General features: G+C 66.3%; 15 protein-coding genes, 1 tRNA gene and 1 pseudogene. 13 read left to right on the plus strand and 4 right to left on the minus strand.

Annotated features, from left to right (window positions below; genetic code table 11):
• Positions 1-104 precede the first annotated feature (104 nt).
• The 3 genes from ACW176_RS13585 (at position 105) to ACW176_RS13595 (ending at position 3016) form a co-directional block, all read left to right on the plus strand.
• A complete protein-coding gene (locus tag ACW176_RS13585) occupies positions 105-2099 on the plus strand; it encodes an acetyl-CoA carboxylase biotin carboxylase subunit (RefSeq protein ID WP_492109496.1) in 1995 nt (664 codons plus the stop codon).
• 42 nt (positions 2100-2141) lie between these two features.
• On the plus strand, positions 2142-2531 hold the full coding sequence (locus tag ACW176_RS13590; RefSeq protein ID WP_492109497.1) for a DUF805 domain-containing protein: 390 nt from the start codon (positions 2142-2144) through the stop codon (positions 2529-2531).
• A 77-nt stretch (positions 2532-2608) separates the two neighbouring features.
• Positions 2609-3016, plus strand: a complete 408-nt coding sequence (locus tag ACW176_RS13595) for a DUF805 domain-containing protein (RefSeq protein WP_419317345.1) — start codon at positions 2609-2611, stop codon at positions 3014-3016.
• Here the strand turns inward: ACW176_RS13595 and lipB are convergent.
• Positions 3013-3738: a lipoyl(octanoyl) transferase LipB gene (gene lipB, locus ACW176_RS13600; protein WP_492109498.1), complete on the minus strand. Its 726-nt coding sequence runs from the start codon at positions 3736-3738 to the stop codon at positions 3013-3015. The genes ACW176_RS13595 and lipB overlap by 4 nt on opposite strands.
• A gap of 71 nt (positions 3739-3809) precedes the next feature.
• Between lipB and ACW176_RS13605 the strand changes: the two genes are divergently transcribed.
• The 5 genes from ACW176_RS13605 to ACW176_RS13625 all read left to right on the plus strand — a co-directional run bounded on the left by ACW176_RS13605 (position 3810) and on the right by ACW176_RS13625 (position 8449).
• Entirely contained in the window at positions 3810-4061 is a 252-nt protein-coding gene (locus tag ACW176_RS13605; protein ID WP_007670373.1) for a FliM/FliN family flagellar motor switch protein, read from the plus strand.
• 82 nt (positions 4062-4143) lie between these two features.
• Positions 4144-4230: transfer RNA gene (locus ACW176_RS13610), tRNA-Leu, on the plus strand.
• A 154-nt stretch (positions 4231-4384) separates the two neighbouring features.
• Complete coding sequence (gene mgtE / locus ACW176_RS13615) at positions 4385-5839, plus strand: magnesium transporter (protein ID WP_492109499.1); 1455 nt, start codon at positions 4385-4387, stop codon at positions 5837-5839.
• Between the two features lie 102 nt (positions 5840-5941).
• On the plus strand, positions 5942-7216 hold the full coding sequence (gene spmX, locus ACW176_RS13620) for a lysozyme-family localization factor SpmX (RefSeq protein ID WP_492109500.1): 1275 nt from the start codon (positions 5942-5944) through the stop codon (positions 7214-7216).
• 78 nt (positions 7217-7294) lie between these two features.
• Positions 7295-8449, plus strand: a complete 1155-nt coding sequence (locus ACW176_RS13625) for an isovaleryl-CoA dehydrogenase (RefSeq protein WP_419317340.1) — start codon at positions 7295-7297, stop codon at positions 8447-8449.
• Between the two features lie 104 nt (positions 8450-8553).
• Here ACW176_RS13625 and ACW176_RS13630 read toward each other — a convergent pair.
• Together ACW176_RS13630 and ACW176_RS13635 are read right to left on the minus strand one after the other, a co-directional pair.
• Positions 8554-8639, minus strand: a pseudogene (locus ACW176_RS13630) (hypothetical protein).
• 94 nt (positions 8640-8733) lie between these two features.
• Positions 8734-8901 carry a hypothetical protein gene (locus ACW176_RS13635; RefSeq protein ID WP_419317339.1) on the minus strand — a complete coding sequence of 56 codons (168 nt, stop codon included), beginning with the start codon at positions 8899-8901 and terminating at the stop codon, positions 8734-8736.
• 142 nt (positions 8902-9043) lie between these two features.
• Here ACW176_RS13635 and ACW176_RS13640 point away from each other — a divergent pair, with 142 nt between their 5' ends.
• A complete protein-coding gene (locus ACW176_RS13640) occupies positions 9044-9820 on the plus strand; it encodes a methyltransferase domain-containing protein (protein ID WP_492109501.1) in 777 nt (258 codons plus the stop codon).
• Here ACW176_RS13640 and ACW176_RS13645 read toward each other — a convergent pair.
• Positions 9798-11570: a patatin-like phospholipase family protein gene (locus ACW176_RS13645; protein ID WP_419321469.1), complete on the minus strand. Its 1773-nt coding sequence runs from the start codon at positions 11568-11570 to the stop codon at positions 9798-9800. The genes ACW176_RS13640 and ACW176_RS13645 overlap by 23 nt on opposite strands.
• 179 nt (positions 11571-11749) lie before the next feature.
• Between ACW176_RS13645 and ACW176_RS13650 the strand changes: the two genes are divergently transcribed.
• The 4 genes from ACW176_RS13650 to ACW176_RS13665 all read left to right on the plus strand — a co-directional run bounded on the left by ACW176_RS13650 (position 11750) and on the right by ACW176_RS13665 (position 16746).
• Entirely contained in the window at positions 11750-13342 is a 1593-nt protein-coding gene (locus tag ACW176_RS13650; RefSeq protein WP_492109502.1) for a carboxyl transferase domain-containing protein, read from the plus strand.
• A 2-nt stretch (positions 13343-13344) separates the two neighbouring features.
• Entirely contained in the window at positions 13345-13887 is a 543-nt protein-coding gene (locus tag ACW176_RS13655; protein ID WP_492109503.1) for a GNAT family N-acetyltransferase, read from the plus strand.
• On the plus strand, positions 13884-14723 hold the full coding sequence (locus ACW176_RS13660) for an enoyl-CoA hydratase-related protein (protein WP_492109504.1): 840 nt from the start codon (positions 13884-13886) through the stop codon (positions 14721-14723). The genes ACW176_RS13655 and ACW176_RS13660 overlap by 4 nt, the downstream gene beginning before the upstream one ends.
• Before the next feature lie 61 nt (positions 14724-14784).
• The gene (locus ACW176_RS13665) at positions 14785-16746 is read left to right on the plus strand and encodes an acetyl/propionyl/methylcrotonyl-CoA carboxylase subunit alpha (protein ID WP_492109505.1); all 1962 of its coding nucleotides are present in this window, start codon (positions 14785-14787) and stop codon (positions 16744-16746) included.
• Position 16747 lies beyond the last annotated feature (1 nt).

Genomic DNA, 16747 nt, shown 5'->3' on the forward strand with positions numbered 1-16747 from the left:
TCATGCCCTGACTCCGCTTTAGCGCCGTAGGGGCAAGGTTGCAAACAGGCGAGGGCCTGATAACCGGTGTCCAACAAGACAATACGCTTGCCGGGGGCCACACCATGTTCAGCAAGATCCTGATCGCCAATCGAGGCGAAATCGCCGTTCGCGTCATCAAGACGTGCCGTCGTCTGGGGATCGCGACGGTGGTGGTCTATTCCGACGCCGACGCTGGCAGCATGGCGGTCGAGATGGCCGATGAGGCGGTGCATATCGGCCCGTCGCCGGCCAATCAGTCCTACCTGATCGCAGACAAGATCATCGACGCCTGCAAGCAGACGGGCGCCCAGGCCGTGCATCCCGGCTTTGGCTTCCTGTCGGAGAACGCCGGCTTCGCCCAGCGCTGCGCCGACGAGGGCGTCGTGTTCATCGGGCCCAACCCCGGCGCCATCCGCGCCATGGGCGACAAGATCGAGAGCAAGAAGTTCGCCCAGGCGGCGGGCGTCTCCTGCGTGCCCGGCCATATCGGCGAGATCGACGACACTGCCCATGCCATCAAGATCTCCGAAGAGATCGGCTATCCGGTGATGATCAAGGCGTCGGCCGGCGGTGGCGGCAAGGGCATCCGCGTGGCCTGGACCCGCCAGGACGTCGAGGAAGGCTTCCCGGCTGTCCGCGCCGAAGCCAAGGCCAGCTTTGGCGACGACCGCATCTTCATCGAGAAGTTCATCGTCAGCCCGCGCCACATCGAGATTCAGGTGCTGGGCGACAAGCACGGCAATGTCGTCCACCTGTTCGAGCGCGAATGCTCGATCCAGCGCCGCAACCAGAAGGTCATCGAGGAGGCTCCCAGCCCACTGCTGGACGAGGCCACCCGCGACGCCATGGGCGCCCAGGCCGTGGCCCTGTCCAAGGCCGTCAACTACGACAGCGCAGGCACGGTCGAGTTCGTGGCCGGCCAGGACAAGAGCTTCTTCTTCCTGGAAATGAACACCCGCCTGCAGGTCGAGCACCCGGTCACCGAACTGATCACCGGCCTGGACCTGGTCGAGCAGATGATCCGCAGCGCCTGGGGCGAGAAACTGGCCTTCGAACAGAAGGATCTGAAGATCAACGGCTGGGCCATCGAGAGCCGCATCTATGCCGAGGATCCCTACCGCAAGTTCCTGCCCAGCATCGGTCGTCTGGTCCGCTATGACCCGCCGGAAGAGGGCCAGCATGAAGGCTATGTTGTCCGTAACGACGCCGGCGTCCGCGAGGGCGACGAGATCTCGATGTTCTATGACCCGATGATCTCCAAGCTGTGCACGTGGGCCCCGACGCGGATCGCCGCCGTCGACGGCATGGGCCGGGCGCTGGAGGACTTCCACATCGAGGGCCTGGGCCAGAACATCCCGTTCCTCAATGCGGTGATGGACCAGGAGCGGTTTCGCTCCGGCCAGCTGTCGACCAACTACATCAAGGACGAGTTCCCCGACGGCTTTGCCGGCACCGAGCCGACGCCGGTCCAGATCGACATCCTCACCGCCGTCGGCGCGGCCATGCAGCGGGTCTATGCCGCCCGGGCGCGCACCAATGTCGCCGGCCTCAATGGCGCCGTGCGCGACGAGTGGGTGGTGGCCGTCGGCCACGCCAAGCGTCGCGTGAAGCTGTCGGGCGACGAGGACCTGACCGTCGAGCTGCTCGACGAGGGCCGCTCTCTGATCCTGAGCGACGTCGTCTGGCGTCCGGGCAAGCCGGTGTTCCGCGGCGTGCTGGGCGGGTCAGCCTTCACCGTTCAGGTTGCCCCGGCGGCCGAAGGCTTCACCATCCGCCACCGCGCCGCCAAGGCCCGGGTTCTGGTCCTGACCCCGCGCTCGGCCCAGCTGCACGACATGCTGCCTGAGAAGCAGGCGGCCGACACGTCCAAGCTGGTGCTGTCGCCGATGCCGGGCTTGGTGGTCTCGATGGACGTCACGGCCGGCCAGCAGGTCCGCGAGGGCGAGGTGGTCTGTGTGCTCGAGGCCATGAAGATGCAGAACATCATCCGCGCCGAGCGCGACGGCGTGGTCAAGGCCGTCAACGCCAAGGGCGGCGATCCTGTCGCGGCGGATGAGGTGCTGGTAGAGTTCGCGTAAAGGTCGTGTTACTCGAAGGGGCGGGTGCTTCTCGAGGGTTCGATGAATTTGCAGCAAAAACTGTTTGGCGCTTCGGGCCGAATTCGGCGACGTGACTATTGGTTGTTGAGTATCGCCACCAATGTCGTCATCGCGCTCGTGGACGTCGCCGCAGGCCATCTCCTTGGGCCGCCGGCGGATGGCGGACTTCCTGGCAACATCGTGAGTTGGTTGCTCTACATCCCGTCGATCTGGATCGGCGTCGCGCTGATGCTCAAGCGTGCGCATGACCGGGAAAAGGGGGGCGGCTGGGTGGTGTTCTTCATCCTGTGCCCGATCATCGGTTGGATTTGGGGTTTTGTTGAACTCGGCTTCCTGGACGGCACTAAAGGACCCAATCGCTATGGCCCTTCGCCCAAGGGCGTTGGCAGCGACGCACCTGTTTTCGCCTGAGTTAGCGACGTGACGACTTTCACTTAAACCTGCGCCGCCTTAGGTTCGGCGCGAGAGTCGTGTTGGAGCCAGGGCACATGAACGGTCAGACTGAATGGGCGGAGCTGTTTCTGTCGTCCAATGGGCGGCTGTCACGCACGCCGTTTCTGATCGCCGCCGCCGTGCTGATCGGCTTCACCGTGATCTATGAGGCCATAGCGGGCTACACCCTGCACTGGCTGACCGGCTGGCTGGTCTATCCGGCCCTGCTGTTCTCGGGCGCCTGCATCCTGTCCAAGCGCTTGCATGACCGCGGCCGGTCGGGCTGGTTCGCCGCCCTGATCCTGGTGGCCGTTGTGGCCGTTTGGCCGCAGCCCGAGCACTTCCTCGACTTCGTGTTCTCGATCGCCATCCTGTGGGCGATCGTCGAACTGGGCGTCATGGGCAGCGAGCAGGGGGCCAACCGCTACGGACCCAGCCCGCTGAAGAGCACAGTCTCGATCTAGACCGGCGCAGCGGCGTCCTTCACTGGCCCAAACACCCGCTGGAAGCTGGCCTTCAGGGCCGCGTCGGCCTCGTCCATGGTCACCGGCAGGCCCAGATCGACCAGGCTGGTGACCCCGTGCTCGGTCTGGCCGCAGGGCACGATGCCCGAGAAGTGGCCAAGGTCTGGCTCCACGTTCAGGCTGATGCCGTGAAAGCTGACCCACTTGCGCAGCTTGACCCCGATGGCGGCGATCTTGTCTTCGCGCGACCAGCCCGCGCCCTTGCGTTCGACCCAGACGCCGACCCGGCCCTCGCGCATCTCGCCGACCACGTTGAAGGCGGCCAGGGCGTCGATGATCCAGGCCTCCAGCGCCTCGACAAAGGCGCGCACGTCGCGGCCGCGCCTGGTCATGTCCAGCATCACATAGGCCACCCGCTGGCCGGGGCCGTGATAGGTGTACTGGCCGCCGCGCCCGCTCTCGAACACCGGGAAGCGGTCGGGCTCGATCAGGTCCGCGCCCTTGGCTGATATGCCGGCGGTGTAGAGCGGGGGATGCTCCAGCAGCCAGACCAGCTCGCCCGCCGTTCCCTCGGCGATGGCGGCGGCGCGCGCCTCCATGGCGGCAACGGCTGCCGGGTAGGGGACATAATCGGTCGAAACCGCCCAGCCCACGGGCGCGCCGTCGCTGCGCCCCAGAAGCGGGTTTCCTTTATTTTCAAGGCTTAACGGGCGATCAAGCATACGGCCCTATTCTTGCAATCTCGATGCCGCGACCAAGAATGGTCGAGAGTCGATTTTAGGGGCCTTAGTTCGTGAGCCAGGTCAACGCCGTCAATGTCGAGATCTCCGTTCTTTTGGGGCGCTCGATCCTACCCATGCAGCAGCTGCTGCGCATGGGCCGTGGCGCGGTGATCCCGCTGGACGCCAAGACCAATGACGAGGTCTGGATCCTGGCCAACAACCACCCCATCGCCCGCGGCGAGATCCAGATCAGCGACGATCGCATCGCCATTCAGGTGACGCGCGCTGCTGATGTCTATGACTATATGGCCGGTGGCGTCTGACGCTCGCCAGTTAGTTCGCTTTCAACGAACTCTGCCCTTTCCAAACCAGATTCAGTTTGCTACCAGCCGCCCCTCACCACGTGCGGTCGTGGCGGAATTGGTAGACGCGCAGCGTTGAGGTCGCTGTGCCCGAAAGGGCGTGGAAGTTCGAGTCTTCTCGACCGCACCAGGTGAAACTGACTAGAGCGTGCTTGGCGAAATCGGTTTCCGACTCGCTGGGCGCGCTCTAATCGTTTTCAGGCCTGACTTTCCCAAGGGAAGCTGGCCAGCCATCCTTCGGAACACGCCAGCGACGCCAAGCCCTTTGAGCTCAGGAGGCCCCCATGACCCGGGACATCGCCGAACTGACCGACGACGCGCTGGACAAGACTCCGTTCCCCCAGGTCGCCCTTCCCGAGGATCTTGAAGACCTCGCCCTCGGCGACGACTACGCGCTCAATCCCGAATATGTCGAGATGGTGATCGACGCCGCCGACAGCGGCAATACCGAGCGCCTGCGCGAGCTGGTCGGGGCCCTGGAGCCCGCCGACGTCGCCGACCTGATGGGCTTTCTGTCCTCGGCCTATCGCGAAGAGGTCATTCCGCTCCTCGATCCCGAGGCGCTGGGCGAGATCATCTCGGAGATGGACGAGAATCTTCGCGAGGAGATCCTTGAGGCCACGCCCTCGGTAGCCCTGGCCCGCGCGCTGGAAGAACTCGACACCGACGACGCCGCCGACGTCATCGACGATCTGGACGACACCAAGCGCTACCAGGTGCTGGCCGCCATGGGCGAGATCGATCGCGCTGCGATCGAGACCACCCTGTCCTATGAGGACGAGACCGCCGGCCGCCTGATGCAGCGCGAGTTCCTGGCGGCGCCCGAGTTCTGGACGGCCGGTCACACCATCGACCACGTGCGCGAGGCCGGCGACTCGCTGCCCGAGCTGTTCTTCGACGTCTATGTGGTGGATCCGACCTACAAGCCCGTCGGCGCCATTCCGATCAGCCTGTTGCTGCGCAGCCGCCGCGAGACGCGGCTGGCCGACCTGATGGAGGCGGTGACCGAAATCCAGGTCGAGATGGACCAAGAAGAGGTCGCCTACATCTTCGACAAGTATCACCTGATCAGCGCGCCTGTCGTCGACCCGGGTGGCCGGCTGGTGGGGCAGATCACGGTCGACGATATCGTCGAGGTCATCCGCGAAGAGGCCGAGGCGGATATCCTCGCCCTGGCCGGCGTCTCGGACGCCGGTCGCGACGCGACCGTGATTGACATCGTCCGCGCGCGCCTGCCGTGGCTGCTTCTGAACCTGGTCACCGCCAGCATCGCCGTCAGCGGCGTTGCGGTGTTCCAGGAAGAGATCGCCCAGCTGGTGGCCCTGGCCATCCTGATGCCCATCGTCTCGTCCCTGGGCGGCAATGCAGGCACCCAGAGTCTGGCCGTGGCCGTGCGCGCCCTGGCCAGCAAGGAGCTGACCACAGCCAACGCCCGCCGGATCGTGCTGCGCGAGGTTTCCGTGGGTCTCGTCAATGGCCTGTGTCTTGCCCTGGTGATGGGCGGGGCCACCTATCTGGTCTTTGGCCCGGAGGATCAGCACGGCAAGCTGGCGATCATCGTGGGTCTGGCCCTGGTGACCAACATCTTCACGGCCGCCGTCGGCGGCATCCTGGCGCCCCTGGCCCTGGAGAGGATGGGACGGGACCCGGCGGTGTCGTCGTCGATCTTCGTGACCTTCCTCACGGATTTCACGGGATTTTTCGCGGTCCTGCTGATCGCGGCCCTGCTGCTCCACTAAAAAATTGGTTCGCCCGTCACGGGAACACCCAAACCGGCCCCTATCTTGCCGAGAGAGAGACGAACGCAACTGCGTCTGTCTCAAACTGGGTCATTCTCCGCGATGAAACCGCGTCATCAGGTCTCCCGCGCCGCCGTCGATCTCATCAAGAGATTCGAAGGCTACCGGATGAAAGCCGCTCAGCTCCCCGATGGGCGCTGGACGATCGGTTACGGCCATACCCTCACCGCGCGCGGTGGGGCGACCGTTTCGGAAAAAGACGCCGAGGCCCTGCTCCTCTACGATCTGATCTCGGTGGCCCATGCGGTCAACGAACAGACCTATTCGCCGCTGAACCAGAACCAGTTCGATGCGCTGGTCTGCTTCGCCTTCAATATCGGGCTCGACAACTTCGTCCGCTCCGGCGTCCTTCGCCGGATCAACGAGGGCTCGCTGCTGCAGGCCGCCTGCGCGATGGAGATGTGGCGCAAGGCCGACTTCGAGGGCGAGCGGATCGTCATCGACGCCCTGGTCCGTCGCCGCTCGGCCGAGAAGGCTCTGTTCCTGACTCCGGCCGATGGTGTGTGGATCGCCGCGCCCAGCCCGATCCTGCGGCCCAAGGTCGACTACGACGCCAGCTGCGCTGTGCCCAAGCAAACGCCGGCCACTGTCATGGCCCGCTTTGAAGGCGACCGCGCCGTGGTCGAACGCGAGGACGGCGCGCCTCTGGCGATCGTCGTTCCCGACGAGGAAGGCCCGACCGCCAGCGAACAGGCCGCCGCCGCCGTCGGCGCGCGTCTTGAGGCGATCCTGGCCGACAAGCCTGCGCCGGTCGCGGCGCCTGTGGCCCCCGCCGTCGTTCGCGACGATCTGGTGCTGCCCGAACCGCCGGTTCCGGCCGCCGCGCCGCTGGCCGCCGTTCTCTACGAGGATTTCGAAGAGACCGTCAGCGCGCCGTTCCGCCTGACCCCGGAGCCCGTCGCCCCGGTCGCGCCTCAACCGATCGCTCCGGTCGTTGATTTCACGCCGCCGACGCCGGCGCCTGTCGTCGAGCCCACCCTGTTCGAGACCGCTACGCGGACCTCGCCCTCGGTGTTCAATCTGGACGGCTTCTCGACCAGCGAAGACGTGGCCCTCAGCGCGCTGGATGTGCCGTTCGCCGAGCCGGAAGCGCCACGTTTTGGCAATCTCAGCCTGCTGGTCAGCCTGGGCGTGCTGGGCCTGGCGATGTTCGGCGGCGGGGTTCTGTGGATCCTCACCGTCGCCTCGGGCCCGGGCTTCTCGCAGATCAAGATGTTCGGCTATGGCGCCAGCATGATCGGCGCGATCTGCTTCGTGGTTTCGGCCTATCTGCTGCTGCGCAAGCTGGCCGGGCCGGACGAGGGCGACGACGACTAAATCCCGGCTGAAAAGCTGATGAGCATGAACGCCTGTGGGTCTCGTTGATCCGCGGGCGTTTGTGCTATGCGAGTGCGCATGATGACAAATTCCGCACCCTCGATGGACTTCGCGCTGGGCGAAACGGCCGACGCGATCCGAGACACCACCGCCCGCTTCGCGGCCGACAAGATCGCGCCGATCGCGGCCCGGATCGATGAAACCAACGAGTTCCCCCGGGAACTGTGGGTCCCGATGGGCGACCTTGGCCTGCACGGCATCACCGTCGAGGAAGAGTTCGGCGGCCTGGGCCTGGGCTATCTCGAGCACGTCATCGCCATGGAGGAGATCTCCCGGGCCTCGGCCTCGGTAGGCCTGTCCTATGGCGCCCACTCCAATCTGTGCGTGAACCAGATCCGCCGCTGGGGCACGACCGAGCAGAAGAACCGCTATCTGCCCAAACTGATCAGCGGCGAGCATGTCGGCTCTCTGGCCATGAGCGAGGCCGGTTCGGGCTCTGACGTGGTCTCGATGAAGCTCCGCGCCGAACTGAAGGGCGACCGCTATGTGCTGAACGGCACGAAGTTCTGGATCACCAACGCGCCGCATGCCGACACGCTGGTGGTCTATGCCAAGACCAGTGATCGCGGCATTACCGCCTTCCTGATCGAGAAGGGCATGAAGGGCTTCAGCGTCAGCAAGAAGCTCGACAAGATGGGCATGCGCGGCTCCGACACCGCCGAGCTGGTGTTCGAGGACTGCGAAGTTCCCGAAGAGAACGTCATGGGCCCGGTTGGCGGCGGCGTGGGCGTGCTGATGAGCGGCCTGGACTACGAGCGCGCGGTGCTGGCCGCCGGGCCCCTGGGCCTGATGCAAGCCTGTCTTGACGTGGTTCTGCCCTATGTCCGCGAGCGCAAGCAGTTTGGCCAGGCCATCGGCTCGTTCCAGCTGATGCAGGGCAAGGTGGCTGACATGTATGTCGCCCTGAACTCGGCCCGGGCCTATGTCTATGCCGTGGCCAAGGCTTGCGACGCCGGCAAGACCACGCGCTTTGACGCCGCCGGCGCGATTCTGCTGGCCTCCGAGAACGCCGTGCAAACCTGCCTTGAGGCGATCCAGGCCCTGGGCGGCGCGGGCTATACCCGGGAGTGGCCGGTCGAGCGGTTCCTGCGCGACGCCAAGCTGTACGACATCGGCGCCGGAACCAATGAAATCCGCCGCTTCCTGATCGGTCGCGAACTGGTCGGCGGTTGACCTTCAAGGCATGAAAAAGGGCCGTTCCGATTGCCCGGAACGGCCCTCCATCGTCGTGGCCGCAGTGCGCGGCGTGACTGAAACCTTGGAGCGATTCAACGCCTCTAGGCGGATACCTCGATCTTCAGGCTCCAGGTCACGATACGCGACCTCGGTTGGAGACAATGAGACACTGGTCACCTCCTTTCAGATGTTGAACAACACAAGGGGAGTATGAGCGCGAATTTCGCGAAGAGGGAAGTGGCTATTCTCGCGACCGCTTGACGCAGCCTTGCCGCCTGAAATCAGGACGCCAGCAGCTTGAGGCCCACAACAACCGCCGCCCAGAACAGCAGTGTCGCGCCGATCATCATCGGGCGGGGCAAGTAAAGCCTGTGAGAATGGGGCGGCATCATCCCCGCCGCATCCTTGCGGCGATCAACGACCATCGTGAGCTTGACGGGCCGAGGCATGGATCGGTGTCCTTCCCAAAGGTCTCTCTAGCGGAGACCTGACTTAGATATACGGTGAATCGCGCATTAACAAAGACGTTAACGAGTGCTGCGCTGTCTCCGGCGCGCGCCAATTGTCGCACCCGAAGTGAAGGCCACGTCTATGCCTGTCTGGAATCCCGACATCTACGCCCTGTATCGGAGCTATCGGGAGCGACCCGCGCTCGATCTTTTGACGGCGCTACCGCGTGACGTTGATCCAATTCAGATCTGGGACCTGGGCTGCGGCTCCGGCGAGCAGGCGGCGCTGCTGGCGGCGCGACACCCCGCTGCGACCGTGCACGGCCTGGATTCAAGTCCCCAGATGCTGGAGCGGGCGAGGGGGCTTTCCACCCGGGTGGAATGGGTTCTGGGCGATATCGCCAGCTTCGCGCCCGATCACCCGGTCGATCTGCTGTTCACCAACGCCGCCCTGCAATGGGTCGACGACCATGCCGTCCTGTTTCCGCGCCTGGCGAACGCCCTGGCGCCGCGCGGCGTGCTGGCCTGCCAGATGCCGCTGGTGACCGATGTAGCCTGGCGCAAGACCCTGGGCGAGATCGCCGCGACCGGTCCCTGGGCCCCGCGACTGGGCGGCGTCGAGGGTGTGCGGCCCTCCCACGATGCGCGCGACTACTACGCCTGGCTGGCGCAGCTGTGTCCCGAGATCGATATCTGGACGACCACCTATCTTCACGCCCTGCACGGCCAGGATCCGATTGTCGACTGGACGATGGGGACAACGCTTTTGCCCTATCTGGACGCCCTGACCGACGCTGAGGAGAAGGCGGCGTTCCTTGACGCCTGGCGGGCGCGGCTGGCGCGCGACTATCCTCGCCGCGAGGACGGCGTGACACTGTTTCCGTTCACCCGGTTGTTCATCCTCGCCCGACGGGATTGAGCGCCGTGCGGGCGCGTTCGGCCAGGCTGGGGCGGCGGCGCAGGTCGGTGACCGGCCTGTCCAGCCCGTCGAGGGCGATGCCGGCCGCGATCTTGCCGGCAGCGACGGCCGGCGCAAAGGCCCGCCAGTCCCGGATATCGATCTTGTCCAGTTTCGGCGTGATCAGCACGTCGGAGGCTTCACGGCTGGCGGCCAGGTCGCGGCCTGTCGAGACGGTCGCGGCGCGCATCAACAGGGCCACGATGGGCGGTCCCTTGCGCCATTCGCCCGACCAGATCCACTTCCACAGGGACGCCGGCGCGACCACGTCCTCGTCGGTAATGCTGCGGCCGCGCGTGACGTCCACCCCGACAATGGGCCCCAACTGCATCGAGCGCATGACGTCAGCCGGGAAGTTCTTCATCACTGCGCCATCGACCAGCACCGCGCCGTTCTCGCACACCGGGGGCAAGACGCCGGGCAGGGAAATCGAGGCGCGCAGGGCGTCATGCAATCGCCCGCGCCGGTGCAGGTGATAGGAGCCCGATGTCAGGTTCGAGGAGACGCAGAAGAACGGCAGCCACAGATCGCTGATCTGGACATTGCCAAAGTGCTCCTCAAGCCGCGCCTTGACCTTGTCGCCACGGGTCATGGCGATCATCGGGAAGGCGATGTCGTCGAGGGGGCTGGAGTCGACGAAGGCGTGGCGAATGCGGGTTTCCATCTCGCCGTCGTCCCAGCCCATGGCCAGGCCCGCCGCGATCACCGCGCCCATCGAGGCGCCGCCGACGAAGTCGATGGGAACGCCGCGCTCGCGCAGGGCTTCAATGGCGCCGATATGGGCATAGGCCCGTGCGCCGCCGCCCGACAGCACCAGGCCAACCGACTGCCCGGTCAACATCCGAGCCAGACGCTGCACGTCGGCCATCCCGTTTTCGCGCAGATGGAACAGCCGCGCCGCCTTGGTGGCCTCCATCCAGGCCTCCGAGCCCTGGGGCTGCTTGAGGCTGCTCGATTGCAGCAGGATCAGGTCGACTAGCCGCTGGGCCTGCAACGGGCCGGAGGCGTAGGACGGAATAGCGTCGGGCGGCGTGCGTTCTCCGTGTCCAATGCGGAACAGCCGGTCGACCTGGCGGCCCACCACATGCTTCCACTGGGTCTCGTCGGCCTCGGCCACATAGAGAACGAAGTCGTGCTCGCGCTCGACATTGCTGAACCACTCGGTCGGCGCCAGCTGCGACTCGGCGCCTTCGACCGTCACGGAATAGCCGAGGGCTTCCATGCAGCGCGCCAGCCGTTCGACGACGGGCCGGATCGCCTGACCGGGCTCGACGGCGATGAATCCGAAGACCGACGGATCGCCGATTGCCGCGTGGGTCTGGGCCTGGCGGGCGCGACGGATCATCAGCCGCGACAGTTCCAGCATCACCGTCGGGTCGTTCTCTGCCGCCTCGAAGAAGTCGGCGCGGGGCAGGGCCAGAACCTCGCTGTCCCGCAGCGCCACAAGATTGGCCGAATGCGGGGTGCCGCCGATCAGGGCCATTTCGCCGGCCGGTTCGCCGGGGCGGATCACCCCCAGGAACTGAGGCTCCTGGCCTTCCTCGCGCCGAAAGGCGCCCAGGCGGCCGGTGCGCAGGAAATACAGTTGGTCGGCTTCCTCGCCCGGGGCATATAGCGTCGCGCCGCCAGGCAGAGAGAACCACGACGCCACCCCATCGCGCCGCTCACGGGCGAACAGGCGCGCCAAGGCAGAGTCGTCGAAGGCGTCCAGAGTCGTTCCCACGACGGGACGCTAGCTTGAATGGCAAGGCTTGACCATCGCGGTGCGATCGGTCCGAACTGTCGCGCCCTGGCCAAGACCGTTCGCGGAGGGTTTTCGCGGATTACGGCTGGGCGAGAGGCGAAAACTACCGCCTTTCGGGTTTGAAAGTAAAAGGCTATGCCGCTCACATGCCGAAGCTGAACTCCGTTATCGATCCGTCCGGCGAGACCTTCGCCCGCAACGCCGCCCACAATCGCGGCCTTGTCGAAGAGCTGCGCCAGCGGGTGGCCACGGCCGCCCTGGGCGGTTCCGAAGCGACCCGCCAGCGCCATGTGGCGCGCGGCAAGCTGTTGCCGCGCCAGCGCGTCGAGCGGCTGCTCGACCCGGGTTCGCCGTTCCTCGAGATCGGTCAGCTGGCCGCCTGCGACCTCTATGATGGCGAGGCGCCCGGCGCCGGCGTTATCACCGGCATCGGCCGGGTGTCGGGCCGTGAGGTGATGATCGTCGCCAACGACGCCACCGTGAAGGGCGGCGCCTATTTCCCGATGACGGTGAAGAAGCACCTGCGCGCCCAGGAGATCGCGGCCCAGAACCGGCTGCCCTGTGTCTATCTCGTCGACAGCGGCGGCGCGAACCTGCCCCACCAGGCCGAGGTCTTCCCCGACCGCGACCACTTTGGCCGCATCTTCTTCAATCAGGCCCGGATGAGCGCGGCGGGCATCGCCCAGATCGCCTGCGTCATGGGCTCATGCACCGCCGGCGGCGCCTATGTGCCGGCCATGAGCGACGAGACCGTCATCGTCCGTGACCAGGGCACCATCTTCCTGGCGGGTCCGCCCCTGGTGAAGGCCGCGACGGGCGAAGTCATCTCGGCCGAGGAACTGGGCGGGGCCGACACCCATGGCCGTCGCTCGGGCGTCGTCGATCACGTGGCCAATGATGATGAGCACGCGCTGGAGATCGTCCGTTCCATCGTCGCCAACCTCAACACCACCAAGCCCGCCGAACTGGTGATTACCGAGACCAGGGCGCCGCTGTTCGACGCCGAGGAACTCTACGGCATCGTCCCGACTGACGTCCGCGCGCCCTATGACGTCCGCGAGGTCATTGCTCGCATCGTCGACGGCAGCGAGTTCGACGAGTTCAAGGCGCTGTATGGCACCACCCTGGTCTGTGGCTTCGCCCGCATCTGGGGGCAGCCGGTGGCGATCCTGGCCAACAACGGCGTGCTGTTCAGCGAGAGCGCCGTCAAGGGTGCGCACTTCATAGAACTGGCCTGCAAGCGCAAGATTCCACTGGTCTTTCTGCAGAACATCTCGGGCTTCATGGTCGGGGGCAAGTACGAGGCCGGCGGCATCGCCAAGGACGGCGCCAAGCTGGTCACGGCCGTCGCGTCGGCCGAGGTGCCCAAGTTCACCGTCCTGATCGGCGGCAGCTTCGGAGCCGGCAACTACGGCATGTGTGGCCGGGCCTATTCGCCCCGTTTCCTGTTCACCTGGCCCAACAGCCGCATCTCGGTGATGGGCGGAGAGCAGGCCGCCAGCGTGCTGGCCACCGTCCACCGCGACGCCGCCAAGTGGACCGACGAGGAAGCCGAGGCCTTCAAGGCTCCGATCCGCCAGAAGTACGAGGACGAGGGCAATCCCTACCACGCCACCGCGCGCCTCTGGGATGACGGGATCATTGATCCGGCTCAAACTCGCGACGTCCTGGGTCTGGCCATATCGGCCAGCCTCAACGCGCCGATCCCGGAGACGACGTTCGGCGTCTTCCGGATGTAGTTATGACTGCCGCGCCCCATCCCCGTCTGGCTCCCTGGACCGAGACGCTGTTTCCCGCCTGGGACGCGCTGAACCGTGATCCACGGGTCGCCCACTGGCTGGGCGGTGCAATGAGCGCCGCGCAGAGCCGCGCCACGTTCGAACGCGTGGCGTCAGGTCTGGTCGACGACGGCTGGGGGATCTGGGCGGTGCTGGATGAGGCCGGCGAGGCCGTGGGCGCGGCGGGGCTGCACGCCCTGGACGGCGCCCTGGGGTTCAAGGGCGTCGAGGCTATGTGGCGTCTGAGGTCCAACGCGGTGGGGCGCGGCCTGGTCTCTGGCGTCATGCCGGCGATCCTCGCCGACGGCTTCGGGCGTCTGCCCGTCGACGAGATCGTGGCCTTTACGGCCCGCTCGAACGTTCGGTCCCAGGCGGTCATGCGGCGGCTGGGGTTCCGGCGCGACGAGCACAGGGATTTCGATCATCCGGGCCTGTCTCAGGACCACCCGCTGCGACCGCATGTGATGTACTGTCTGCCCAGAGTTCAGGAAGGCCCAGACCGATGACCAACCCTATCGCCGATCCGATTGTCGAAGTTCCCGACACCGACGCCGTGAGCCCGCTGGTTCACCTGGAAAGCACGCCTGAAGGGGCGGTGACCGTCTGGATCAACCGGCCCGAAAAGAAGAACGCCTTTGACGCGGCGACCATCGCGGCCCTGCGGGAGGCATTCGAGACCCTGCACGGCGCCGAGGGCGTGCGCGTCGTGTTCCTGCGCGGCATGGGCGGGGCGTTCAGCGCCGGCGCTGACCTGAGCTGGATGGCCGACGCGGTCGACTGGAGCGAGGACGACAACCGCCTCGACGCCCTGGAACTGGCCCATATGCTCAAGGCCCTGCACGACGTGCCGGCCCTGACCGTAGCCCTGGTCGAAGGCCCGGCGTTCGGCGGCGGCGCCGGTCTGGTCGCGGCCTGCGATCACGCCATGGCCACGGCGGACGCCACCTTCAGCTTCTCGGAGGTCAAGCTGGGCCTGACCCCCGCGACCATCAGCCCCTATGTCATCGCGGCTCTGGGCCCGCGCACGGCCAAGCTGCTGTTCGCCACGGGCCGGGTGTTTGATGCGGATGCGGCCTGGAGCTACGGCCTGGTCGATGAAGTGTTCGACGATGTCGCCGGCCTTGAGGTGGCGCGCGACGCCCTGATCGAGGAGATGATCGCCTGCGCCCCCGGCGCGATCGGCGACGCCAAGGCGCTGGTCAACGACTTTGCTGATCAGAAAATCGACAAGGGCCTGATCGAGGAGTCCGCCAAGCGCATCGCGCGCCGCCGCGTGTCCGAAGAGGGCCAAGAGGGCGTGCGGGCCTTCCTGGCGCGTCGCAAGCCGTCCTGGACGGAATAGGCTGAATTCAACTGACCCTGCTCCTCTTTACCCTTTCCCAGACCTAGGTCCTTTCCCTCCCGTGATCTCTTCCGTCCTCATCGCCAACCGGGGTGAAATCGCCCGCCGGATCATCCGCACCGCCAAGGAACTGGGGGTGCGGACCATCGCCGTCTATTCGGAGGCCGACGCCGACGCGCCGTTCGTGATGGAGGCCGACAGCGCCATCCTGATCGGCGCGGCGCCGGCGCGGGAGAGCTATCTGGTTCCGGAAAAGATCCTGGCGGCCGCCCGGCAGATGGGGGCCGAGGCGATCCATCCCGGCTATGGCTTCCTGTCCGAGAATGCCGATTTCGCCCAGGCGGTGCTCGATGCGGGCCTGGTCTGGATCGGTCCGCCGCCCAGCGCCATCCGCGCCATGGGCCTCAAGGACGCCGCCAAGAAGCTCATGATCGCAGCGGGCGTACCCACCACGCCGGGCTATCTGGGCGATGACCAGTCCGTTGAGCGCCTGGCCAAGGAAGCGGCCATCATCGGTTACCCCGTGCTGATCAAGGCCGTGGCCGGCGGCGGCGGCAAGGGCATGCGCAAGGTGCTGGCGGCCGCCGACTTCGCCGAGGCCCTGGCCTCGTGCCAGCGCGAAGCGGCCGCCAGCTTCGGCGACCAGCGCGTGCTGCTGGAGAAATATGTCACCCGCCCGCGCCACATCGAGGTGCAGGTCTTTGGCGACAGCCACGGCAATTTCGTCCACCTGTTCGAGCGCGACTGCTCGCTGCAGCGCCGCCACCAGAAGGTGATCGAGGAGGCTCCGGCCCCCGGCATGGACGAGGTCACCCGTCAGGCCGTCTGCGCTGCCGCCGTCAAGGCCGCCAAGGCCGTGAACTATGTCGGGGCCGGGACCGTCGAGTTCATCGCCGACGCCAGCGAGGGCCTGCGCGCCGATCGCATCTGGTTCATGGAGATGAACACCCGTCTGCAGGTCGAGCATCCGGTCACCGAGATGGTCACCGGCCAGGACCTGGTCGAATGGCAGCTGCGCGTCGCGTCTGGCGAGCCCCTGCCGCTGGAGCAGGACGAAATCGAACTGGACGGCTGGGCCATGGAGGCCCGCCTCTATGCCGAGAACCCGGTCACCGGCTTTCTGCCCAGCACCGGCAAGCTGAAGCATTTCCGCCTGCCAGAGGGCGACGTGCGCGTCGACAGCGCGGTGGAGGAGGGCGGCGAGGTCTCGCCGTTCTACGATCCGATGATCGCCAAGCTGATCGCCCATGGCGTCGACCGCGAGGACGCCGCCCTGCGCCTTGCCGAGGCCTGCGGCCTGGTCGAGGTCTGGCCGGTCAAGACCAACGCCGCCTTCCTGGCCCGTTGCGCGAGCCATCCGGATTTCGTCGAAGGCCGGATCGACACGGGCTTCATCGAGGCTCGGCTGGACGAACTGGTCGGGCGCACCTTCTCCGACGCCCCGACCCTGGCCGCTATCGGCCAGCGCCTGGAAGGCTTTATGGATGCCGATCAGCCCAAGGCCGATCCGTTCGTCAGCGCGCCATCGCGTTTGCTGGGCTTCCGCATGAATGCGCCCCGCGCGGCCATGGACCTGCCGATGAGCATCGACGGCCGCAAGGTTCCGTTGCGCGTCGCCCTGGCCGGTGGCCGCGGTGATGACTGGTCCTGGGACATCACCGTCGAGGATGGCCGGGCTCTGGACGATGTCGATGTCCTGCCCGGCGCGCATGGCGATGGCCCGCTGCGGGTGTTCGAGGGCGGCGACGTCCAGGAGTTCGACTTCAGCTATCAGGGCGGCGACGCCCATTCGGCCGCCTCGGATGGCGCAATCCTGTCGCCCATGCCGGGCAAGATCGTCTCGGTCGCGGTCGAGGCCGGCCAGAGCGTCGTCAAGGGCCAGACCCTGCTGACGCTGGAGGCCATGAAGATGGAGCACGCCCTGGCCGCGCCGTTCGACGGTGTGGTCGCCGAGCTGTCGGTCGTGGCCGGCGGTCAGGTCAGCGAGGGTGTGGTGTTGGCCAGGCTGGAACCGGCGGCCTGAA

The organism is Caulobacter sp. FV1ye13L, assembly GCF_058681155.1.

Bases quoted from the DNA above. Each gene is read 5' to 3' on its own strand.
- ACW176_RS13660 (WP_492109504.1), top strand. From the start codon at position 13,884: ATGACCAACCCTATCGCCGATCCGATTGTCGAAGTTCCCGACACCGAC.
- ACW176_RS13655 (WP_492109503.1), top strand. From the start codon at position 13,345: ATGACTGCCGCGCCCCATCCCCGTCTGGCTCCCTGGACCGAGACGCTG.
- ACW176_RS13635 (WP_419317339.1), bottom strand. From the start codon at position 8,901: ATGCCTCGGCCCGTCAAGCTCACGATGGTCGTTGATCGCCGCAAGGAT.
- lipB (WP_492109498.1), bottom strand. From the start codon at position 3,738: ATGCTTGATCGCCCGTTAAGCCTTGAAAATAAAGGAAACCCGCTTCTG.
- ACW176_RS13590 (WP_492109497.1), top strand. From the start codon at position 2,142: ATGAATTTGCAGCAAAAACTGTTTGGCGCTTCGGGCCGAATTCGGCGA.
- ACW176_RS13640 (WP_492109501.1), top strand. From the start codon at position 9,044: ATGCCTGTCTGGAATCCCGACATCTACGCCCTGTATCGGAGCTATCGG.
- ACW176_RS13625 (WP_419317340.1), top strand. From the start codon at position 7,295: ATGATGACAAATTCCGCACCCTCGATGGACTTCGCGCTGGGCGAAACG.
- ACW176_RS13650 (WP_492109502.1), top strand. From the start codon at position 11,750: ATGCCGAAGCTGAACTCCGTTATCGATCCGTCCGGCGAGACCTTCGCC.
- ACW176_RS13595 (WP_419317345.1), top strand. From the start codon at position 2,609: ATGAACGGTCAGACTGAATGGGCGGAGCTGTTTCTGTCGTCCAATGGG.
- ACW176_RS13585 (WP_492109496.1), top strand. From the start codon at position 105: ATGTTCAGCAAGATCCTGATCGCCAATCGAGGCGAAATCGCCGTTCGC.
- mgtE (WP_492109499.1), top strand. From the start codon at position 4,385: ATGACCCGGGACATCGCCGAACTGACCGACGACGCGCTGGACAAGACT.
- spmX (WP_492109500.1), top strand. From the start codon at position 5,942: ATGAAACCGCGTCATCAGGTCTCCCGCGCCGCCGTCGATCTCATCAAG.